This window comes from Marinobacter antarcticus (assembly GCF_011049865.1).
Classification (GTDB): Bacteria; Pseudomonadota; Gammaproteobacteria; order Pseudomonadales; family Oleiphilaceae; genus Marinobacter; species Marinobacter antarcticus_A.
In genome coordinates, this window is sequence record NZ_DRGY01000041.1 from 15,166 (window position 1) to 35,975 (window position 20,810).

The 20,810-nt window shown below is 56.6% G+C and carries 20 protein-coding genes; 6 read left to right on the forward strand and 14 right to left on the reverse strand.

Annotated features, from left to right (window positions below):
- Positions 1-3 precede the first annotated feature (3 nt).
- Both lpoB and ENI00_RS05325 read left to right on the forward strand, forming a co-directional pair.
- Positions 4-606: a penicillin-binding protein activator LpoB gene (lpoB, locus tag ENI00_RS05320; RefSeq protein WP_304099939.1), complete on the forward strand. Its 603-nt coding sequence runs from the start codon at positions 4-6 to the stop codon at positions 604-606.
- A 60-nt stretch (positions 607-666) separates the two neighbouring features.
- Positions 667-2,004 (forward strand): YihY/virulence factor BrkB family protein, encoded by a 1,338-nt coding sequence (locus ENI00_RS05325; protein WP_304099942.1) that lies wholly within the window; start codon positions 667-669, stop codon positions 2,002-2,004.
- Here ENI00_RS05325 and ENI00_RS05330 read toward each other — a convergent pair.
- The 4 genes from ENI00_RS05330 to ENI00_RS05345 all read right to left on the reverse strand — a co-directional run bounded on the left by ENI00_RS05330 (position 1,979) and on the right by ENI00_RS05345 (position 6,475).
- A complete protein-coding gene (locus tag ENI00_RS05330) occupies positions 1,979-3,031 on the reverse strand; it encodes an HDOD domain-containing protein (protein WP_304099945.1) in 1,053 nt (350 codons plus the stop codon). The two genes, ENI00_RS05325 and ENI00_RS05330, sit on opposite strands and share 26 nt — an antisense overlap.
- Positions 3,032-3,143: 112 nt before the next feature.
- Complete coding sequence (locus ENI00_RS05335; RefSeq protein WP_304099948.1) at positions 3,144-4,373, reverse strand: hypothetical protein; 1,230 nt, start codon at positions 4,371-4,373, stop codon at positions 3,144-3,146.
- Complete coding sequence (locus ENI00_RS05340) at positions 4,370-5,110, reverse strand: 16S rRNA (uracil(1498)-N(3))-methyltransferase (RefSeq protein WP_304099950.1); 741 nt, start codon at positions 5,108-5,110, stop codon at positions 4,370-4,372. The genes ENI00_RS05335 and ENI00_RS05340 overlap by 4 nt, the downstream gene beginning before the upstream one ends.
- 15 nt (positions 5,111-5,125) lie before the next feature.
- Entirely contained in the window at positions 5,126-6,475 is a 1,350-nt protein-coding gene (locus ENI00_RS05345; protein ID WP_304099952.1) for an adenosylmethionine--8-amino-7-oxononanoate transaminase, read from the reverse strand.
- A gap of 135 nt (positions 6,476-6,610) precedes the next feature.
- Here ENI00_RS05345 and ENI00_RS05350 point away from each other — a divergent pair, with 135 nt between their 5' ends.
- The 3 genes from ENI00_RS05350 to ENI00_RS05360 all read left to right on the forward strand — a co-directional run bounded on the left by ENI00_RS05350 (position 6,611) and on the right by ENI00_RS05360 (position 7,721).
- A complete protein-coding gene (locus ENI00_RS05350; RefSeq protein ID WP_304099953.1) occupies positions 6,611-6,787 on the forward strand; it encodes a PAAR domain-containing protein in 177 nt (58 codons plus the stop codon).
- 147 nt (positions 6,788-6,934) lie between these two features.
- Complete coding sequence (locus ENI00_RS05355; protein WP_304099955.1) at positions 6,935-7,213, forward strand: hypothetical protein; 279 nt, start codon at positions 6,935-6,937, stop codon at positions 7,211-7,213.
- Complete coding sequence (locus ENI00_RS05360) at positions 7,197-7,721, forward strand: helix-turn-helix transcriptional regulator (RefSeq protein WP_304099957.1); 525 nt, start codon at positions 7,197-7,199, stop codon at positions 7,719-7,721. Before ENI00_RS05355 ends, ENI00_RS05360 begins: the two co-directional genes overlap by 17 nt.
- A 75-nt stretch (positions 7,722-7,796) precedes the next feature.
- On the opposite strand, the gene ENI00_RS05365 is transcribed toward ENI00_RS05360, so the two are convergent.
- From ENI00_RS05365 to ENI00_RS05410, 10 genes are all read right to left on the reverse strand, one after another.
- Positions 7,797-8,822, reverse strand: a complete 1,026-nt coding sequence (locus ENI00_RS05365) for an ABC transporter ATP-binding protein (RefSeq protein WP_304099959.1) — start codon at positions 8,820-8,822, stop codon at positions 7,797-7,799.
- A gap of 19 nt (positions 8,823-8,841) precedes the next feature.
- The gene (locus tag ENI00_RS05370; RefSeq protein ID WP_304099961.1) at positions 8,842-10,407 is read right to left on the reverse strand and encodes an ABC transporter permease; all 1,566 of its coding nucleotides are present in this window, start codon (positions 10,405-10,407) and stop codon (positions 8,842-8,844) included.
- Positions 10,404-11,441, reverse strand: coding sequence for an extracellular solute-binding protein (locus ENI00_RS05375; RefSeq protein ID WP_304099963.1), 1,038 nt, complete (start codon positions 11,439-11,441; stop codon positions 10,404-10,406). The genes ENI00_RS05370 and ENI00_RS05375 overlap by 4 nt, the downstream gene beginning before the upstream one ends.
- Before the next feature lie 213 nt (positions 11,442-11,654).
- The gene (locus ENI00_RS05380; RefSeq protein WP_304099965.1) at positions 11,655-12,401 is read right to left on the reverse strand and encodes an amino acid ABC transporter ATP-binding protein; all 747 of its coding nucleotides are present in this window, start codon (positions 12,399-12,401) and stop codon (positions 11,655-11,657) included.
- Positions 12,402-12,414: 13 nt separating this feature from the next.
- The gene (locus ENI00_RS05385) at positions 12,415-13,086 is read right to left on the reverse strand and encodes an amino acid ABC transporter permease (RefSeq protein ID WP_304099968.1); all 672 of its coding nucleotides are present in this window, start codon (positions 13,084-13,086) and stop codon (positions 12,415-12,417) included.
- A 91-nt stretch (positions 13,087-13,177) separates the two neighbouring features.
- The gene (locus ENI00_RS05390; RefSeq protein ID WP_304099970.1) at positions 13,178-13,936 is read right to left on the reverse strand and encodes a transporter substrate-binding domain-containing protein; all 759 of its coding nucleotides are present in this window, start codon (positions 13,934-13,936) and stop codon (positions 13,178-13,180) included.
- A 169-nt stretch (positions 13,937-14,105) separates the two neighbouring features.
- A complete protein-coding gene (metF, locus tag ENI00_RS05395; protein ID WP_304099972.1) occupies positions 14,106-14,975 on the reverse strand; it encodes a methylenetetrahydrofolate reductase [NAD(P)H] in 870 nt (289 codons plus the stop codon).
- Positions 14,976-14,987: 12 nt separating this feature from the next.
- The gene (gene ahcY, locus ENI00_RS05400) at positions 14,988-16,361 is read right to left on the reverse strand and encodes an adenosylhomocysteinase (protein ID WP_414674214.1); all 1,374 of its coding nucleotides are present in this window, start codon (positions 16,359-16,361) and stop codon (positions 14,988-14,990) included.
- A 60-nt stretch (positions 16,362-16,421) separates the two neighbouring features.
- Positions 16,422-17,612, reverse strand: a complete 1,191-nt coding sequence (gene metK / locus ENI00_RS05405) for a methionine adenosyltransferase (protein ID WP_304099975.1) — start codon at positions 17,610-17,612, stop codon at positions 16,422-16,424.
- A 129-nt stretch (positions 17,613-17,741) separates the two neighbouring features.
- Positions 17,742-18,746 (reverse strand): metalloregulator ArsR/SmtB family transcription factor, encoded by a 1,005-nt coding sequence (locus ENI00_RS05410; RefSeq protein WP_304099983.1) that lies wholly within the window; start codon positions 18,744-18,746, stop codon positions 17,742-17,744.
- Between the two features lie 256 nt (positions 18,747-19,002).
- Between ENI00_RS05410 and tkt the strand changes: the two genes are divergently transcribed.
- Positions 19,003-20,810: transketolase (gene tkt / locus ENI00_RS05415; protein ID WP_304099977.1), on the forward strand; the 1,808-nt coding region annotated here is incomplete at its 3' end.

A 20,810-nucleotide genomic window follows, 5' to 3' on the forward strand; every position in this document is an offset into this window, starting at 1 on the left:
CCAATGTTGATACGTGTTCTTGCCCTCTCTGCCGGCCTTGCGATTCTGGCCGGTTGCGCCGCGCCCACGCGTTACATTGATCCGGCCGCCGACGATGGCGCCGTCGCATTGACCATGGATTACCGGGATTTCGACAAGGCCGCAACCGATGCCGTGGAAGACATGCTTTCCAGCGGCGCCGTGAATAACCCCAACGGTGGCCGTTACATTATGGTGGTGAGCCGGGTCACGAACGACACCATGCAGCGCATTGATACCGATCAGCTCACCAAAAAAATCCGGGTGGCCCTGTTGCGCTCGGGCAAGGTGGTAACCACCACCGCCGTCGGGCTCAACGGTGCGGAAGATGAAATGACTCAGAAAGCCCGTGAGCTGCGAAATTCAGAAGAGTTCGACCAATCCGGCGTGCAGCGCAAAGGCTCGCTTCAGGCGCCCGATCTGAGCCTGTCAGGAAAAATTCTGCAGCGTAACCACAAAGTGGATAAAGAGCAGCAGGTGGAGTACTACATCCAGTTATCACTGACCGATCTGGCATCTGGTCTGGCCATTTGGGAAGGCGAAACGCCCATCATCAAACGGGGGTCAGACAAGGCTGTTTCCTGGTGAGGCGATTTTTTCCGTGCCCATTAACGGGCACTCCACAGTATAAAGAAAACAGGATGTTGCGTGGCTTCTTTTGAAATTAAAGAACGGTTGAAGGCCGCAGAAAGCTGGATACTTGCAAACCCGAATCCGCCGCAGAAGTGGCCCTGGACCTGGCTTTATAACGCTGGGCGCTCCGCTTACGCGCTGATACGCGATGTGGTCCGGGGCGAACTGACTCTCCACGCCATGAGCCTGGTGTACACAACGCTGCTGAGTATTGTGCCTTTGCTGGCCCTGAGTTTTTCAGTGCTCAAGGCGCTGGGTGTGCACGAGCGCATGGAGCCCTTCCTGTTTCAGTTCTTTCAGCCCATGGGCCCTCAGGGCGTTGACATGGCGGAGCGCATACTGGGTTTTGTGGACAACATGAAAGTGGGGGTTCTCGGCTCTGTTGGCCTTGCGTTGCTGGTTTACACCGTGGTGTCGCTGGTGCAGAAAGTAGAGCGGTCGTTCAACATGATCTGGCGCGTGCCGGTGATGCGTTCGGTGGCGCAGAGGTTCAGCAACTATCTCAGCGTTATCATGGTTGGGCCCCTGTTGATGGTTTCCGCCATTGGCGTCAGCGCGGCCATCTTTTCCTCATCAGCTGTGCAAACGCTGATTGCGATTGAACCGTTTGGTACGGTCATTCTTATGGTCAGTCGCTTTATGCCGTTCTTGCTTGTGGTGAGCGCTTTTACCTTCGTTTACATGTTTATGCCCAACACCCGGGTAAAATTTCAGTGTGCGTTTATTGGCGGTCTGGTTGCCGGGGTTTCCTGGCAGGCAGGCGGACTGTTGTTTGCGTCTTTTGTGGCCGGTTCCGCCAGGTACGCCGCCATCTATTCCAGTTTTGCGATCGGTATCACCATGCTGATCTGGATCTATCTGAACTGGATGATTCTTCTTCTGGGGGCAAGCTTGGCGTTTTACCTGCAAAACCCCGGTTCGATTGCCAAACGCACCCACGTTCAGCTTTCGCCGGAACTGCAGGAAAGAATCGCGCTGGCCATGATGTGGCTGGTGGCGCGCCCGTTCAGTGAGGGAAAAAAGGCACCGCAACAGGAAGCGTTGGAGCACCTGTTACGGGTGCCGGGAGAAGTCACGCGCGGTGTGAGCGACAAACTGATTCGTGCGGGGCTGATTTCACTGGCAGGAAGCCAGGGCGACCAGTTGGTTCCGGGGCGTACCCTGGATCTGATTACGGTTGGCGATGTGCTCGGGGTGGTTCGTCACGATGAGGATCGTGTGGTTGATCGGTTGCCACCGGTGTTTCCCGTTGAGTTGCTCAAGGGCGAGCGCGCAAACGAATCCACAACCTTTGCAACGTTGCTCAAAAGCGGTGAGAGCAAGGTGGTCAGCTCCGAGCAGCACCCTCGCTGAGAATGGCTTTGAGCGCTGCGCGCACACGGCAGGTCTGTTCCGGAGTCAGACGCACAATTCTATCGAGGTCTTCCTCGGGCAGATTTCGCTGGTGGGCATGGCGCAACACTTCGCGGCTGCCTATTAACATGCCGTCGGCCAATGTGGTTTGGTTCTGATCGGGAGCCGGGCGTTCAGCCGCCATCAGGTAAGCGTGGTACTTGGGTGGCAGGTTCCATTCACTGGCGATCAGTTGGCAAACTGTCCACTGGAAGCGTGCTAGCGCATGGCGAATCAGCGCGGCGTCGGGCTCTGTGGCACCCGGTTGCGCCCGGCATATGCGCTGCAGTTCCCGGCGAATGGATATATAGGAAAGCGCCGGCAACAACCCGGTCGTGAAGAGGGCGCTTGTGTCTTCGTTGCGGAGCTTGGCTATAAATTCGGTCCCACGTGCGCAGGTGATGCCCCAAAGCCAGGCTCTTTGGGCAAACAGCGCCTCCCGGCTGTTTCGAGCCGCCATCATCGGGCGCATGACCGCTGCCGCAATCACGTGGCGGATGCCCGTTATGCCGAGCACAAATACGGCCTGATCGACGGACTCAATGGTGTGGTCTCCGGTGCGGAAATAAGGGCTGTTAGCAACCTGCAGGATTTGATCCGTCAACGCGGGGTCATCAAGGATGATCTGGGTGAGCTTTTGGCGATCAGCGCTCTCATCCGAGAGCACTTTCATGAGCATCGGCAGCGTCATGGGCCGCCGGGGTACTTCTTCCATTTTGTTGTTCGCAAGACGCGATTGCAGCTCTTCAATGGCAGAGCCTGGCGGTTTTGACTGGGCGTGCTGCGCGCGCAGGTTGGCAGGCCCAGTATCCAGAAGCCAACAAAAAAGGTTTTCTTCAAGTTGCAGAGTCAGGACGTGCGGGTCTTTCGTTGCGTCGTCCTGGCTTGTGGTTTTTGCAGGATTGAACAACCGCGCTTCAGGAGCCGGAGGAGGCGTGGGTTCTTTTGCCTTGAAAAATCCTGCGATCCAGGAAAAGAAGCCTGGCATTCAACGTCTCCGGGTCAACCAGTCGTGAAAGAGTACGTGTCGATACGTCTGCAGTATAGAGACCCGGCGCAGGCTTGCACAGGCAAAACCCGCTGCCGTCCGCAAAAACCGTTTATACCAGCGCACCCCCGAATACAAAGACCAACTGGCACACACCCGCTGCAAAGCCGAGGATGGCGCCTACCAGAATCAGTTTGATCTCATCTTCCTGGAAACAGGGGCGCAGCAAGTTCTGAAACTCCTCTGAAGAAAGCGCAATCATGCGTTCCACCATAATAGACTCAACGGCGCGCGCGCGATCCATCTCAAATGCCGGGTTGTTAAAGGAAATTTTCGATAACTCGATGGCTTTTTCACCCACCTGATTCTTGAGCGCGGCAAAGGCTGTAGGGCCGAAAGCCACCTGGGTTAACGCTCTGCCCATGCCGGCGGTTTCATCGACCAGGGGTTTGATATGCTTTTTCACCATGTTGCGGGCGCGATCACCCTTTGGGCCTTCCAAAATGGCGTTAATGATATTACTGACGGTAAGAATTTCGTGGGTCACTATGTGACAGAAGGATTCGGCTACCTCGGGTTGCCGCTTGAGGAACAGACCCTGAATACGGAGCGGGCCGAACTTTTTAGCGTGCAAAGGCCGGAAAATAACGTTCAGTGCAATCCAGTTGGTCGCCCAGCCCACCATCAGCCCGAAAAACGGCAGTACCCACCAGCTCTGATAAAAGTACCAGGCCGTCATTTGCACCAGCCCGAACAGAAAACCGAAGTAGAATCCGGAGTTTACGATAAAACGGAACTCGACCTTGCCGCATTCCAGAAAGATGCGGTTCAGCAGACGTTTGTCCGCTGTAAGATGCTCAATCACCATGCCCTTGATATCAAGCAGGTCTTCCACGTTATCGGAGATGTCGTTTATCAGGTTGTCCACCAGCTTTGGCGTGGACTTGCGCACCCTGTCATACACCAGGTTCCGCGCCGAGGCGGGAAGGTTTTCCCAGAACGTTGGGTGCTCCCTGAGCATCAATTCGTCGACGTATTCCTCTATGCGTGGGTCCACCGTGTAGATAACGTGGGTGGCGAGCACTCTGGGGTCAATTTGCTGGAAAATTTCCCGCACCGTGCCAATCTTGGAAATGGTGGTGTCGACGCTGATGGAGGCCATCTTGCGGGCTTTTGAAGGAATGATGCCCTGCCAACCCAACAGCGGAGGTTTCCCCACGAACTCCAGCGGGTAGAAGGTCATTTTGATGGCGAGCCAGTTGGTGATCCATCCAATGAGAGCCGCGATAACAGGGATGCTGAGGTACTGCCAGAATTCTGGGTTGGTGAGCAGGCTGATCATTTCAGGCTCCCGCTGTCGCCCCACAACCACTGGCACAGGGCCATCGCCGCAACCGGGGCCGTTTCGGTTCGAAGAACCCGGGGGCCGAGTGCAACGGGCAGGAATCCTTCTTTCTCCGCCTGAGTAATTTCCTCTGCCGTCAGCCCGCCTTCCGGGCCTATCATCAGCGCTATCCGGCCGGGTTTGTTCATGGAACCCAGTGCCTGAGCGGTGCGGTGGTGCAGCACCAGGCGCAGGTCGCAGTCGCGGCTTTGCTCCAGCCATTGTGCCACGGTCATAACCGGCAGAATCTGCGGTACCCGGGCGCGGCCGCACTGTTCTGCGGCGCTCACCGCAATCGATTGCCAGTGGCGCAGGCGCTTATCCGCCCGGTCGCCTTTGAGTTTCACTTCGCAGTGTTCGGTGGTCAGCGGCACTATGCAGGTAACGCCCATTTCAACCGCTTTCTGCACCGCGTAATCCATGCGATCACCCTTTGACAGGGCCTGGCCAAGCACAATCTGCAACGGCGACTCTGTGTGGTTGGGCTCCGGCGCACCCACGAGCACTTCAACGCGCTTCTTTCCGGCTTCGGTGATGGTAGCCGGATAATCCTGCCCATCGCCGTTGAAAAGCCTCAGTGCTTGCCCTGACTGCATGCGCAATACCCGTCCCACATGCTGGGCGGCGTTTTCGTCCAGCTCAGCCTGAGCTCCCTCGCTCAAAGGCGAGTCGGTATAAATTCTGGGCGTGCGCATGTGTGTTTACCTTGATCAGTCACGAACGGCGATGTTGATGCCCTCGGTCGCGACCTGTGCCAGATGACGAATCTGGTCTTCGGTGATGACGTAAGGCGGCATGAAGTAAACCACATTACCCAGGGGGCGAAGCAAGGCCTGGCGCGTAAGGGAGTGCTGATAAACGCGAACGCCCCGACGCTCCTGCCAGGGAAACGGCGTTTTGGATGCCTTGTGCTTGACCATTTCCACCGCCACGGTCATGCCGTGCTGGCGTATGTCTCCAACGTTTGGATGGTCTGCAAGGTGAGCAACGGATTCGGCCATGCAGGCCGAGAGGCGGCGATTGTTTTCAATAACGTTGTCATCCCGGAAGATGTCGAGAGTCGCCAATGCCACGGCGCAGCCGATAGGATTTCCGGTGTAGCTGTGGCTGTGCAGAAAAGCCTTCAGGGTTTCGTAGTCGTCGTAAAATGCGTTGTAAACGGTATCGGTGGTCAGCACAACCGACAGCGGCAGATAGCCGGCGGTCAAGCCCTTGGACAGGCACATGAAGTCCGGGGTGATGCCGGACTGTTCACAGGCAAACAGGGTGCCGGTGCGGCCAAAGCCCACCGCGATTTCGTCGGCAATCAGGTGCACGCCGTAGCGATCACAAGCGTCGCGCAGTTTTGTGTGATAAATCGGGTGATGCATGCGCATGCCGCCGGCGCACTGGATGAGGGGTTCCACCACCACGGCGCAGATTTCCTCATGCCGCTCGGCCAGCAATGCCTCCATGGCCTCAAACTGACGCAGGGCATAGGCTTCGTCGGTTTCGCCCTCTTCTTTGTTGTAGGCGTCTGGAGAGGGCGCGGTTAACACTTCCATAAGCAATGGCTGGTAGGTGTCCTTGTACAGAGCCACGTCGCCCAGTGCCAAGGCACCCAGGGTTTCACCGTGATAGCTGTTGCTCAGGTTCACAAAATTTTTCTTGCGGGGTTGGCCCTGGTTTTTCCAGAAGTGAAAGCTCATCTTGAGCGCTGCCTCTATGGCAGACGAGCCGTTGTCAGCGTAGAAGCATTTGTTGAGGCCCTCAGGGGTTACCTCAATAAGCCGTTCGGAGAGATTCACCACGGGTTCGTGGGTAAACCCGGCCAGAATAACGTGCTCCAGTTCGCCGATCTGCTTCTGAATGGCTGCATTGATTCTGGGGTTGGCGTGCCCAAACAGATTGACCCACCAGGAGCTGACGGCATCGATAAACCGGTTGTTTTCGAAATCCTCCAGCCAAACTCCTTCGCCCCGTTTGATTGGAACCAGAGGGAGGGTTTCGTGGTCTTTCATCTGGGTACACGGGTGCCACACGGATTTGAGGCCGCGGGCAACGAGATCGGCATTGCGCATAGAGGTGCTCCGGTAAGACGATGGTTTTGCAGTGATAATGTCTGGCTGTTAACCCTTGGCAATAATACAGTTAACAGCGCCCGCTGACTACTGTGCCCGCGAGCGCTCACAGGCAGGCCAGAGCCCGTCGCCTGGGTGGGCGACCCACTGGCGTCTCACTCCAAACCCAAACACTCGTCACATCCCCGCACCATTGCGGCAGGTTCTACCACCGTAATGATTAATGGCATACCGGCGGCTGTCACCGGTGGCGCTATTTCTTGTGGCGGTGTGACCATGGGTTCTGGGTCAGTGGTTATTGGGGATACCTAGGCGCCACCGGCCTGGTCGCGTTTGAGAAACCGGTTTGAGTCTTTTGCTACGGCTAGTGGGGGGTATGACAACAATGTGGGGATGCTTGCCGCAAGGTTGTCATTCGACAACCTATCGAGTACTGTTAGATCAGCACAGTAGAACGCTATGAAAAGGAAACGTCACACCGATAAGGATATCGAGGCGGCTATCGCCTACGCAGAATTTAAAGGCTGGCGGATTGAAATGCGAAGTGGTCATGCCTGGGGGCGAATGTATTGTCCATTTAACGATGCACAGTGCCGGTGCGGAGAATTTTGTATTGCGAGCATCTGGAGCACACCAAGGAGCGCGGGGAATCATGCTCGGCAGATTCGTCGCGTTGTGGATAATTGCTCAGGGCACCGAGATGATGTAGGAGAAGACGGCCATGAATCGGGATTTTGAGTTCTCACTCACCTTTGCGATTCCAGAAACGATTGCTTTGGACGAAATCGAAGAACGGCTGTTCAAGGCCGGTTGCGATGACGCCATCATTGGATTTGGTCAGAAAGGCAGGCTGGGTCTGAACTTCACTCGAGAGGCCGTATCGGCCGAAACCGCAATATTATCCGCCCTGCGCGACGTGAAACAGGCCTTTCCGCAGGCGCGGCTGGTTGAGGCGGCGCCTGACCTTGTTGGTATTTCTGACATGGCGAAGCTTTTGGGTTTTTCCCGCCAGAATATGCGCAAACTTATTATCGCTCACCAGGCGAGTTTTCCATTACCACTTCACGAAGGTGCCTCTGCAATCTGGCATTTGGCGGATGTTCTGTTGTGGCTTTCTGATAAGCGGAATCGATCCATTTCGCCAAGTTTGCTGGCAGTAGCAAGGGTTAGCATGGGAGTGAACCTTGCTCGGGAAACGGAACGGGTGGATCGTCGATTGCAGGCGCAGTTAAAGGATATCGCCTGAGGATTGTTGAACAGGTTGTCCGGTACGGCTTGCTCCACAACCCACACCACAGAGTCTTCGCTCCGGCGTTTTGCCTCACGCAGGGAATACCGCGCATGCACCTTCAACTTTCAGGTGCACGTGTTCTCCCGGCGCTGGAGATGACAGCGGTGAGCCTCGCAGGTGCAGGGTTTTGTTTTGCACAGTAACCGTCAGCAGAACGTGGTTGCCGCGAAATGAGCGGTCGGTGACCTGTGCCAGTGCGCCCACTTTCTGATAGCTGAAGGTGATCTGTTCCGGGCGCAGCATGATGGAAGCTTTGCCTTCTCGGGCGGCATACGAGGAATGCACAGGCAGTACACCCAACGGCGTTGAAACGGCATCGTGTTGAAGGGTGCCTTCAAGGAAAATCGGCTGGCCTGTCAGGCGTGCAACGTGGGCATTGGCGGGCCGCCAGTATATGTTATCCGGCGTATCAACCTGCATAATCTGCCCTTGGTGCATAACGGCCACCAGGTCGGCAACGGCAAAGGCTTCGGCTGGGTCGTGGGTGACCAGAATGGCCGTTGCGCCTTCGCGGCGCAGCATGGCCGCCACGTCGTCACAAATCTGCCGGCGCAGATCCAGGTCAAGGGCGTTGAAGGGTTCATCGAGCAGAATCACCTCCGGTTCGGGCGCCAGTGAGCGGGCCAGAGCGGCACGTTGTTGTTGGCCACCCGAGAGCTCGTGGGGGTATCGGTTGCCGAACTCTGATAAGCCCGCCAAGGCCAGAACCTCCGCTACGCGAGTGCCCTGGCGTTTGCTGCGTGAAAGCCCATAAGCCACGTTGTCGGTTACCGACAAATGCGGGAACAGCGTGCCTTCCTGGGGCACATAGCCAATGTGGCGACGTTCCGGTGGCACGTGCAGGCGCGACGACGCCATGGGCCTCGAATCAAACAGAATCTCGCCGTCATCCAGCCGGTCAAAGCCACCAATCAGCCGCAGCAGTGTGGTTTTGCCACAACCGGACGGGCCAAGCAGGGCGACGATGGAACCCGCAGGAACGTCGAGGTTAATGCCCTGCAGTACCGGGTGATGGTTGAAGCTCTTGATGACGTTTTTGATGTGAAGACGAGTCATAAAATTGCGTGAGCTCCGGTCATATAATTGAGTGAGCTTCCAGAGTACGGCGGGTAAACACGTAAACGGGCACGGCCGATACCAGCACCAGAAGTGCCGCAAAGGGCGCTGCTGCGGCGTATTCGGCGTCGTTGGTATGGGACCAGACCTCGGTTGCGAGTGTAACCACATTCGTGGGCGCCAGCATGAGCGTTGCCGTGAGTTCCCGCATCAATTCCAGGGTAAGCAACGCCAGGGCGGCGCCAATGCCTGGCGCAATGTTGGGCAAGGTAACGGACACAAATGCCCTGAACGGCCCGCGCCCCAGGCTGCGTGAGATCTCCTCAAGTTTGGGTGGCACCAGAACCACCGACGCTCGTAACGCTGTTTGCGCCATGGGCAACGCCAGCACGGCGTAGGCGAGTATCAGTACCAATACGCTTTGATAGATGGCCGGTACGTAGTGAATAGAGAAGTACACAAGCGCCAGTGCAATCACCAGCCCGGGCAATCCGTGGACGATGTACGGTAAGCGGTCTGCAAATTGCGCCAACCGGCCGCTAAAGCGCGTCGCCAGCAGCACCAGGGGTATCGCGAGCAGGGTGGTTACAATCGCGCCGGCGATGGAAAGCGTGCCGGAACCCCACACCGCCTGCCATACGCCATCAAGACCCGCGCCCGCTGAGTTCCCCACGGTTAACCAGTACCCGAGCGCTACAATGGGAACGCCCAGCGCGAGTATCGATAATACCGTTTGGCCCAGCAATACCCACGGCGTAGCCCGGCCCAGCGCCAGTAACCCAGGGTGCCGTGTGGTGCCTTTTCCAACGCGGGAATAGCGTGTACCCGCCCGCATCCGCATTTCTGTGTAAGCGGCAAACAGCGCCAGTAATAAAAGCACGCCAGCCTGCATGGCGGCGGACACGTTATCAAAACGCAGTTCGTAGGAGGAAAAAATTGCCGTGGTGAATGTTTGCACTCGCAGCAGCGACAAAGCACCGAACTCTGCCAGCATGTGCGACAGCACCAGCAACGCGCCGCCGCCCAGGGCCGGCCGCGCCTGGGGAAGAATGGTGAAGAAAAACGTGTGCCAGGGGCCGCGCCCCAAAGAGCGGGAAACATCTTCAAAACCGGTGTCCATTCCGCGCAGCGCTGCCGCAACCGGAAGGTACACCAAGGGGTAGGATGCCAGGGTCAACACCAGAATGGCGCCCGCCATATTCTGAAACTGAGCGCCCATGGAAGACCAGGCAAAACTCGATACAAACGCCGGCACCGCCAGGGGCAGGCTTGCAATAACGCGCCAGGCGCGCCGGCCTGGCAGATCCGTGCGCTCGACACACCAGGCCACCGCGATGCCAATAACGCTGGCACCCAAGGTAACGCTGATGGCGAGCACCAGCGTGTTGGTCAGCAGTGAAAGCGTGTAGGCACGAAACAACTCATCCCGGATGCCGCTCCATCCAGCTTCTGTTGCACTTGTAATCACGTACACCAGAGGCAGTGCGATCAGAGCAATCGGAATGAGTGCGGTGGCGATAAGCCACCACGGAGGCAACGATGTCTTTAGTGTTCTCAATACCCCGGCAAGGGCCAGTAAGCTCAAGCCAGGCCAGCCTCACGCTCCAGAACAAGGGCATCGGCCGCATCGCCAAGATCGGTGGCGGTAACGCCCGGAGAACCCAGCTCATCAAACGGTTTCAGATCGTAGGGTGATACCACGCCCGGGCGCAGCGGGTACTCGGCAACTGAGTCTACAATGGCTTTCTGGCCTTCTGCGTTCACCATAAACGCCATGAATGCCTGCGCGGCGTCCATGTTCTTCGATGTTTTCACAATACCGGCGGCAGACAGCGTGACCAACGCACCCGGGTCTTGATGACCCTGATGAAAAATAGCGGATTCCAAGTTGTCTTTACCCAGCTCTTCAGCCAGGGCGTACCAGTAGTAATCATTTACAAGAGCGGTTGCCACGTCGCCAGCCTCAACGGCCCGCAGGGCAGACATGTTGCCATTGTACGGTTCGCCGTAAGCCTTGAGGCCTTTGAGCCACTTGAGCGCTGCCTCACGCCCTTTCAAGAGCTTGATGGCAATGATCTGTTCCTGGAAGGCACCGCTGGTAGGCACGTAAGCAACGCGGCCTTTCCAGGCTTCGGTTGCAAAATCGAGAACCGAGGCGGGTAACTCATCAGAACCGATCATCGATGTGTTGTACGCAACGATGCGGCTGCGGGCGGTAATGCCAGACCAGGTGCCATCTTCAGCCCGGTATTGCTGCGGAATCTGCTCCCGGGTTTCTGGCTTCAGCGGCGCAAGCAGCGAGCGATTCGCCAGCGTGAGTACGGGCGGGCTTTCTTCTGAATAAAAAACGTCAGCCGGGGAACGCGAACCTTCTTCGATGATCTGATTGGCCAACTGCGAGCTGTGGCCGTTGCGAACATCAACGTGAATGCCGGTGGCCTTGGTGAAGGCGTTGACCACCGCGGCGGTAGTTTTCTTGTGCTGACCGTTGTAGAGCGTCAGTGTTTGCTGTCGCGCGGCCAACAAGCGGGCCGGGGCGCTAACGCCAAGCACCGTTGCGCCTGCGAGCGCTGCCGTGCCGAACAGGAACTGGCGGCGTCCAAAATGAGGTTTAGCCATTTTTTTCTCCGAAGAAGGATGGAACAGCCGCTAAAGATTATCAGTCGCATTCACTTCCGACAATATCCAAAAGCTAGTGAGAACGATTACCATTTTGTTACATTAGGGGAAAAGCGGAAGAATAGCGGGGCTTTAAACAATCAAGCCCCTGCGAACCAGAAGCAGTTCACAGGGGCTTGATTAACACGGGAGCGCGTAAAACTCAGAGCAAGTTCAGTGTGCCAGCACTCTCGAAAGAAACGCCTGAGTACGTTCGTTCTGAGGGTTGTCGAACACGTCGCTTGGTTTGCCCTCCTCCACAATCTTACCTTCGTGAATGTAGATCACACGATCCGCCACTTCCCGGGCGAAGCCCATTTCATGGGTGACCACCATCATGGTCATGCCTTCTTTTGCCAGTTCGCGCATGACGTCCAGCACTTCACCGATCATTTCCGGGTCCAGCGCCGAGGTGGGTTCGTCGAACAGCATCAGGCGCGGCTCCATGGCCAGAGCGCGTGCGATGGCAACCCGTTGCTGTTGGCCACCGGAAAGATGGCTGGGGTATTTGTCGGCCTGGCTGGCAATGCCAACCCGCTCCAGCAAACGATCGGCGTTGGCGTTAGCAACGGTTTTCGGCGTGTCTTTAACTTTCTGGGGCGCCAGCATGATGTTTTTTTTCACCGTAAGGTGAGGGAACAGGTTGAACTGCTGGAACACCATGCCGACCTCTTTGCGGATGGTTGCAAGCGTGCTCTGGTTGCCACCTTTTGGCGCCAGTGCCTGGCCGTCTACTTCCAGGTGGCCGGATTCGAACTCTTCCAGCCCGTTCACACAGCGGATCAACGTGGATTTGCCGGAGCCACTGGCACCGATGATCACCACCACTTCGCCTTGCTCCACGGATAAATCAATATCTTTAAGGACATGCAGTTTGCCGAAGTACTTGTTCATGCCCTTCATTTGTACAATCTGAGTCATGGGTCAGGTTCCTTCAGACAGAGGCCAGTCCACGCCGTTCAACCAGGCGAAGAATCAGGGACAGCGAGAGGGTGATGGCCAGATACATAATCGCGATCACGAAATACACCTCAAAGGCAGTGAAGGTGCTGGCAATGTAAATCTGGCCCTGGCGAACGAGCTCGCCCACGCCAATAACCGAAAACAGAGACGTGTCTTTGATGCTCACAATGGCCTGGTTGCCAAGCGGCGGAATCATTCGCCGGAAGGCCTGAGGCCAGGTGATCGACCAGAAGGTCTGAGTGCGGGAGAGGCCCAAAGAAAGACCCGCTTCCGATTGACCCTTGGCGATGGATTGAACGCCACCACGTACCACTTCAGAAATGTAAGCGCCCGAGTTCAGCGCAATCGCGGCTATGCCCGCGGTAATCGGATCAATAGGGCCGCCAATCAGATCGGGCAAACCGTAAAAGATAAACAGAACCTGAACGAGAATTGGGGTGCCACGAAAGATTTCGATGTAGGCCGTTGCGGGCCATTTCAGAAACCAATTTTTGTTGATGCTCAACAGGCCAAAAAAAATGCCCAAGGCAAAGCCGATAGCCAGGCCGCCAAATGAGATCATCAGTGTGTAGGGTATCCCTTTAACAAGGAAGGGAATGGAGTTTATGGCTGCCTGCCAGTCAAACTGGAACTGGGATTCCACAGTGTGCGTCTCCGCAGGGGTTGGGGGTCAGAAGTTGCCGGGGCGAGAAGCCCCGGCACTACAAAAAGAAAGGGCCTGGGGCCTTCAGCCTTTACTTGCCTTCTGGCAGGGGGCCGAACCACTTTTCGTAGATGGTTTTGTAGGTTCCATCTTCTTTCATGCCGGCGATGGCGTCGTTAACTTCGTCTACCCATTCGCTGCCATCTTTCAGTGCGATGCCGTACTGCTGGCCTTCGTACAGCTTGCCAACGGTCTTGACTTTGCCTTCACCCTTGGTGCGAGCAAAGTAGCCGACGTTCGGGGCGTCATAGAACACAGCGTCTACTGCGCCGGACATCAATGCCATGTACATGTCAGCACTGCCCGGATACGGCGTTACACCGTCGTTTTTGTCGAGGTTTTTCTTGAGGTAATCGTAACTGGTGCTGCCAATCTTGGAGCCGATTTTCAAGCCTTCAAGGTTGGATACATCTTTTACTTCGTTGTTGTCGTTACGAATCAGAATCCTCAGGCCGGAATCGTAGTACGGATCAGAGAAATCAACGATTTTCTCGCGCGCGTCGGTGATGGTGATGCCGGCAATGGCGATATCCACGTTGCCTGTTTGCAAGGCCGGGATAATGCCGTTGAAGTCCATCGTGTTAACGCTGTAATCAAAGCCCGCACGCTTGGCGACTTCGGCGATGATTTCCATGTCGAAACCGATCATCTCTCCGGTTTCCTGATCCAGCATTTCGAACGGAACAAAGCTGGGATCGGTTGCCACTCGCAGGGTTTCAGCGCTCACGGTACCGGCAGCCAAGGTAAGTGCCAGGCCAGTACCCAGTGTTTTCAGCCATTTCGTGCTCATGCTTTCTCCTTTATCTTTCTTATGAGGCTCCGATTGCCCGGTAAGGCAGTCCGGGAGGTCCACTGGCGGTGACCGTGACCCCGGGGAGCATTAGTGGAACTGCCTAACGTATACTTTAGACTATTACTCAGATGAGCACATAAAATCAAATGGTTGGGGTGATACCCACTCAAAACGCAATCTTCTCCCGCTCACTGATCCCAAGGTTCTTCCAGATGTTGATACTGGGCTCGGCCTGGTTCAACGTGTAGAAGTGCAATCCCGGAGCACCGGCTTTCAACAGCCTTTCGCACATGTCTGTGATCACTTCTTCGCCGAACTTGCGGATACTCTCTTTATCATCGCCATAAGCTTCAAGCTGCTTGCGAATCCAGCGCGGTATTTCTGCGCCGCACATATCCGAAAACCGCACCAGGCTGGAAAAGTTTACGATGGGCATAATGCCCGGCACCACCGGAATGGTCACTCCGAGCTTTTCCAACCGGTCGATGAAGTAAAAGTAGCTGTCTGCGTTGAAGAAATACTGGGTAATGGCGCTGTTGGCACCGGCTTCCACCTTGCGGGCGAAGTTCTTCAGGTCGTCTTCAGCGCTGCGAGCCTGGGGATGAAATTCTGGGTAGGCTGCTACTTCCAGATTGAAGTGATCGCCGCTGTGCTCACGGATGAACGCAATCAGCTCGTTGGCGTAACGCATCTCACCGGCCGCACCCATGCCCGAGGGCATGTCGCCCCGAAGGGCAACAATCCGGTTGATACCGTTCTCTTTGTACAGATCCAGCAGTTCCGCGATCTCTTCCCGCGTGCCGCCGACGCAGGAGAGGTGTGGCGCAGTGGAAATGCCCTGCTGGTGCAGGTTGAGGACGGTTTCAATGGTGCGATCCCGGGTGGAACCGCCCGCGCCGAAGGTGACCGAGAAAAAATCCGGATTCACCCCGGCAAGCTGATCACGCACCACCTGAAGTTTTTCCTTGCCTTGATCAGTCTTGGGCGGGAAAAACTCGAAGCTGAAGCGCCGTTTGAACTGTTTCTGGGATTGCATCTTGTTACCCGATCAGTACTTGTAGCTTTCTGGCTTGTACGGGCCTTCGACCGGTACACCGATGTATTGCGCCTGCTCCGGGGTCATCCTGGTGATCACGCCACCAAACCCTTCCACCATGGCACGGGCCACTTCTTCGTCGAGGTGCTTGGGCAGAACCTGCACATACACGCCCTTCGCGCGGGCCTCTTCCGGCAGGTCTGCGAACTTGCGCTCGAACAGGTACATCTGTGCCAGAACCTGGTTGGCAAAGGAGCCGTCCATAATCCGTGAAGGGTGACCGGTGGCGTTGCCCAGATTCACCAGACGGCCTTCGGAAAGGAGGATCAGGTGATCGTTAACGGCTTTGTCGCGATAGATCACGTGAACCTGGGGCTTAACCTCGTCCCATTCCCAGTTCTTACGCATAAAGGCGGTATCGATTTCGTTATCAAAGTGGCCGATGTTGCACACAACCGCGCCGTTCTTCAGCGCTTTGAGCATGTTCGAATCGCACACGTTCATGTTGCCGGTGGTGGTCACCAGAATGTCGGTGTTCTGCAACAGGGCGCGGTCTACCGATGCCTCAGTGCCGCTGTTTACGCCATTGAGATAAGGCGAAACCACTTCGTAGCCGTCCATGCAGGCCTGCATGGCACAGATGGGATCGGCTTCAGTGACTTTTACAATCATGCCTTCCTGGCGCAGGGAAGCCGCGGAGCCTTTGCCCACATCGCCATAACCAATCACCAGCGCTTTTTTGCCGGCCATCAGGTGGTCGGTGCCGCGCTTGATAGCATCGTTAAGGCTGTGGCGACAACCGTATTTGTTGTCGTTCTTGGCCTTGGTTACGGCATCGTTTACGTTGATCGCCGGAACTTTCAAAACACCATCCCGCAGCATTTCCTGCAGGCGGTGAACGCCCGTGGTGGTTTCTTCGGTTACGCCGTGGCACTTGGCCAGAATGTCCGGATATTTTTCGTGCAGCAGGGCGGTCAGATCGCCGCCGTCGTCCAGGATCATGTTGGGTTCCCAGCCTTCAACGTCTGCGCCGATGGTGCGCTCGAGGCACCAGTCGTATTCTTCGTCGGTTTCGCCTTTCCAGGCAAACACCGGAATGTTGCCAGCAGCGATGGCGGCCGCCGCCTGATCCTGTGTGGAGAAGATGTTGCAGGATGACCAGCGAACATCTGCGCCCAGCTCGATCAGCGTTTCGATCAGCACGGCGGTCTGAATGGTCATGTGGATGCAGCCCATCACATTGGCGCCTTTCAGCGGCTGCTCTATTTTGTACTTCTCACGCAAGGCCATAAGAGCCGGCATTTCGCCTTCCGCGATATTGATTTCCTTGCGACCCCAGCCGGCCAGGGAAATGTCGCGTACTTTAAAGTCTTCGAAGTTACTCATTGATGTTCTCCGGTTAATTCGATTTTGGCGCTTGAGATCATCAATACGCCTGAAAATTGTTTAGATGCCAGCGTCGTCTTTCAAAGTGGCTGCGCGATCTGTCTTTTCCCACGGGAACGTTGTGAAGGTTTTGCCGCCAACGGTCACTTCACGGGGCTCGCGGCCGAAGTGGCCGTAAGCAGCCGTGGCCCGGTACATTGGGTGCAGCAAATCGAGCATGTTGGTGATGGCATAAGGGCGCAGATCAAAGTGCCGGCGTATCAGTTCAATGATCTTGTCGTCGCCAATTTTGCCGGTGCCGAAAGTGTTCACCGAGATGGACGTAGGCTGTGCCACACCGATGGCGTAGGACACCTGAATCTCGCACTTGTCGGCCAGGCCAGCGGCCACGATGTTCTTGGCCACGTAGCGGCCTGCGTAGGCGGCAGAACGGTCAACTTTCGACGGGTCTTTGCCAGAGAAAGCGCCGCCGCCGTGGCGGGCCATGCCGCCGTAGGTGTCTACAATAATCTTGCGGCCAGTCAGGCCACAGTCGCCAACCGGGCCGCCGATCACAAACTTGCCGGTAGGGTTGATGTGGAACTGGGTGCCTTTGTGCAGAAGCTCTGCCGGCAGCACATTTTTAACCACCAGCTCCATAAGGGCTTCTTTCAGATCCGTCTGGGTAACGTCGGGATCGTGCTGGGTAGAGAGCACAACCGCATCAATGCCCACAACCTTGCCGTTCTCATAGCGGCAGGTTACCTGGCTTTTTGCGTCCGGGCGTAGCCAGGGCAGCACGCCGTTTTTGCGGGCCTCTGCCTGGCGCTCTACCAAACGGTGGGCGAAGGTGATCGGCGCGGGCATCAGCACTTCGGTTTCGTTGCTGGCGTAGCCGAACATCAGGCCCTGGTCGCCGGCGCCCTGATCTTCCGGTTTCTGGCGATCAACGCCCTGGGCAATGTCTACCGACTGTTTGCCAATAATGTTGATAATGCCGCAGGTGTCGCCGTCGAAGCCAACGTCTGATGAGGTATAGCCAACGTCTTTGATCACACCGCGAACCAGGTCTTCCAGATCCACCCATGCGCTGGTGCTGATTTCACCGCCCACAATGGCCACACCGGTTTTCACCATGGTTTCGCAGGCCACGCGGGCGTGCGGATCGGATGTCAGGATGGAATCCAGAACGGCATCGGAAATCTGGTCGGCCAGTTTGTCCGGATGGCCTTCAGAGACCGATTCGGAGGTGAAGACGTTGTAGTCAGACATAGCGTTGCTCCTCTGTGAGCGGTTGAAATCTTGTCGGTTGTGCTGTAAGTATTATTACTTACAACAATATCAAAGTTTTTGAATATTCCCGGCGCGCGTTGGTAGCCGCGCTGGTAGCCCAAGGTTTGCTCAATTCATTGGCAGTTGGGTTTTCCAGAACTCCCTTACCTGAATCTGGAACCCGTTGCGCAGCCCGATAAACAGCTGTTCGCCAGCTCGAAGGCCGGCTGCCGCAGCCCAGGCGGTGAGTTCTTCCGGCTCAAAGCCCAGCCAGAGATCGCCGCAGTTTTCCTTCGCCCAGTTTTGGTCGTGCCGGCACAGGTCGCTGACCACCAGGCATCCGCCGTTATTCATCAGCGCGGCTGCATCCAGAAAAATGTCTGCCGGGCTGGGTACGTGGTGCAGCACCATATTGGCCACTACCAGATCAAATGCACCTCCGCGGGCAAGCAGCGTGTCGGTTACGCCTTCAATCAGATCAATGTTGTTCAGGCCCTCGTCAATGCAGGTGCGCGTTGCCTTCGCAAGCATGTCCCGGCTGTTATCCAGCGCCACAACGTGCTCGCAAAGCTCAGACAGCACCGGAAGGAAACCGCCTTCGCCCGGGCCAATTTCCAGCGCCGTTTGCCACCGGCTTTTGCGAGTGCGCTTGCGAATCATGTCCGCTACCGGCTTTGCGTAAAGATCAAACGCGGCAATCAGTTCCTGCTGCTCCCGGAACTGCTCCGAATGCCGGGAGAAAAACGCCTGCGACTGACCGGCCCGCTGGTTGCGTATGGATTCAATTTTTTCCTGCAACTGCCCGGGCAAGGGCGCGCGATCGACCGCTTCAAAAATTTGACGAATGGTCAGGTCGGTAGGTTTGTCGTTGTCCAGATGCAGCGGGCGCCGGTAAAAAATCGCGTTGCCTTCACGCTGCGGCTCCACCAGCCCGGCTTTGTGCATCACCTTCAAATGATGGCTCATGCCAGACTGGCGCATATCGAACAGATGGCTCAACTCCAGCACGCCAAACGTATCGCGCCTCAGCACACGCAGTATCTCCAGCCGCAACGGGTCGCCGCTTGCCTTGAAGATCGGGGCAAGGACATCCACGGAGGATAGGGGGTTAGCGTGCGCGTTCAGGGTTGTCATGGTTGCGAAGTGTAAGGGGGTTTGAGTGCTCAATCAACATCTATATCAAAATATTTTGATATAGAATTATCATTCTTTGAAATCAATCCCTTTCGCCAATCGGCCCCGGGATATTCAAACAGAAGCGGCACGTCGATTTGCCCCGGCACACCCTAATCGGTGAAAATACGCGCCTTAATTTTGAGCAGCTTTTTACCGCCCCGTTAAAAGCTTTGTATCGCCTTTATTTTGCTGAAAAAACACTGGAGAAACGTCAATGCCCGCTCGTAAAGATCTCGCCAACGCCGTCCGCGCGCTGAGCATGGATGCGGTTCAGAAAGCCAAATCCGGCCACCCGGGCGCGCCCATGGGTATGGCGGATATCGCCGAGGTGCTTTGGAATGACTATTTAAGCCACAACCCGGCTAACCCGCAGTGGGCCAACCGCGACCGTTTCATGCTTTCTAACGGCCACGGCTCCATGCTGCAATACTCATTGCTGCACCTGAGCGGTTACGACGTTTCCATTGAAGACATCAAGAATTTCCGGCAGTTGCACTCCAAAACACCGGGCCACCCGGAATACGGCTACACCCCGGGTGTCGAAACCACCACCGGCCCCCTGGGGCAGGGCATGGCCAACGCGGTGGGTTTTGCACTGGCTGAGAAAACGCTGGCGGCACAGTTCAATCGCCCCGGCCACGATGTGGTTGATCACTACACCTACGCCTTTCTGGGCGATGGTTGCCTGATGGAGGGCATCTCCCACGAAGTGTCTTCCCTGGCGGGCACTCTGGGCCTGGGCAAGCTGATCATGTTCTACGACGACAACGGCATCTCTATTGATGGCGAAGTTGAAGGCTGGTTCACCGACAACACCCCCCAGCGTTTTGAAGCCTACGGCTGGCAGGTGATTGCCAACGTAGACGGCCATAACTCAGACGCCATCCGTGCCGCTATTGAAGCCGGCCGCGCCAATACCGAACAGCCCACACTGATCTGCTGCAAAACCGTGATCGGTTTTGGCTCACCCAACAAGCAGGGCAAAGAAGACGCCCACGGCGCGCCACTGGGCGACGATGAAATTGTTCTCACCCGCAAGGCACTTGGCTGGTCTCACGGCCCGTTTGAGATTCCAGACGATATTTACCAAGCCTGGAACGCCAAAGAAAAAGGCGCCAGCGCTGAAAACGACTGGAACGGCACCTTTGCAGCCTATGAAAAAGCCGAGCCGGAACTGGCCGCTGAGCTGAAGCGCCGCATGGCCGGTGATTTGCCCGCCGACTTCTCCGAAAAAGCCCAAGCGTACATTCAGGAATGTCAGGACAAGAGCGAGACCATCGCCAGCCGCAAGGCGTCCCAGAACACCCTGAACGCCTACGGCCCGTTGCTGCCAGAATTGCTGGGCGGCTCTGCTGACCTGGCCGGTTCTAACCTCACCATCTGGAGCGACACTAAAGGCATAACCAAAGACGACGCCAGCGGCAACTACATCTATTACGGCGTGCGCGAGTTCGGCATGGCGGCCATCATGAACGGCATCGCCCTGCACGGCGGGTTCGTGCCCTACGGCGCCACCTTCCTGATCTTCATGGAATATTGCCGCAACGCCGTGCGCATGGCTGCCCTGATGAAGCAGCGCACCATTTACGTATTCACCCACGATTCCATTGGCCTGGGCGAAGACGGCCCTACACACCAGCCAATCGAACAGCTTGCGAGCCTGCGCACCACGCCGAATATGAGCACCTGGCGCCCGGCCGACGCGGTAGAATCTGCCGTGGCCTGGAAGTCTGCTCTTGAGCGCACAGACGGCCCAACCGCGCTGATTTTCTCCCGCCAGGGCTTGCCGGCCCAGGCCCGTGACGCGCAGCAACTGGCCGATGTTGCCAAAGGTGCCTACGTGCTGTCTGACAGCGAAGGCGAGCCAGATCTCATCTTGATTGCCACCGGTTCTGAGGTTGGGTTGGCGCAGGACAGCGCCGCCAAGTTGCGCGAGAAGGGCAGCAAAGTGCGCGTGGTGTCTATGCCTTCTACCGACGTATTCGACGCCCAGAGCGCCGAGTATAAGCAGCAGGTGTTACC

Excerpts from the sequence above, each read along its gene's own strand:
- lpoB (WP_304099939.1), top strand. The coding sequence starts at position 4 with ATGTTGATACGTGTTCTTGCCCTCTCTGCCGGCCTTGCGATTCTGGCC.
- ENI00_RS05330 (WP_304099945.1), bottom strand. The coding sequence starts at position 3,031 with ATGCCAGGCTTCTTTTCCTGGATCGCAGGATTTTTCAAGGCAAAAGAA.
- ENI00_RS05335 (WP_304099948.1), bottom strand. The coding sequence starts at position 4,373 with ATGATCAGCCTGCTCACCAACCCAGAATTCTGGCAGTACCTCAGCATC.
- ENI00_RS05340 (WP_304099950.1), bottom strand. The coding sequence starts at position 5,110 with ATGCGCACGCCCAGAATTTATACCGACTCGCCTTTGAGCGAGGGAGCT.
- ENI00_RS05345 (WP_304099952.1), bottom strand. The coding sequence starts at position 6,475 with ATGCGCAATGCCGATCTCGTTGCCCGCGGCCTCAAATCCGTGTGGCAC.
- ENI00_RS05355 (WP_304099955.1), top strand. The coding sequence starts at position 6,935 with ATGAAAAGGAAACGTCACACCGATAAGGATATCGAGGCGGCTATCGCC.
- ENI00_RS05360 (WP_304099957.1), top strand. The coding sequence starts at position 7,197 with ATGAATCGGGATTTTGAGTTCTCACTCACCTTTGCGATTCCAGAAACG.
- ENI00_RS05365 (WP_304099959.1), bottom strand. The coding sequence starts at position 8,822 with ATGACTCGTCTTCACATCAAAAACGTCATCAAGAGCTTCAACCATCAC.
- ENI00_RS05375 (WP_304099963.1), bottom strand. The coding sequence starts at position 11,441 with ATGGCTAAACCTCATTTTGGACGCCGCCAGTTCCTGTTCGGCACGGCA.
- ENI00_RS05380 (WP_304099965.1), bottom strand. The coding sequence starts at position 12,401 with ATGACTCAGATTGTACAAATGAAGGGCATGAACAAGTACTTCGGCAAA.
- ENI00_RS05390 (WP_304099970.1), bottom strand. The coding sequence starts at position 13,936 with ATGAGCACGAAATGGCTGAAAACACTGGGTACTGGCCTGGCACTTACC.
- metF (WP_304099972.1), bottom strand. The coding sequence starts at position 14,975 with ATGCAATCCCAGAAACAGTTCAAACGGCGCTTCAGCTTCGAGTTTTTC.
- ahcY (WP_414674214.1), bottom strand. The coding sequence starts at position 16,361 with ATGAGTAACTTCGAAGACTTTAAAGTACGCGACATTTCCCTGGCCGGC.
- metK (WP_304099975.1), bottom strand. The coding sequence starts at position 17,612 with ATGTCTGACTACAACGTCTTCACCTCCGAATCGGTCTCTGAAGGCCAT.
- ENI00_RS05410 (WP_304099983.1), bottom strand. The coding sequence starts at position 18,746 with ATGACAACCCTGAACGCGCACGCTAACCCCCTATCCTCCGTGGATGTC.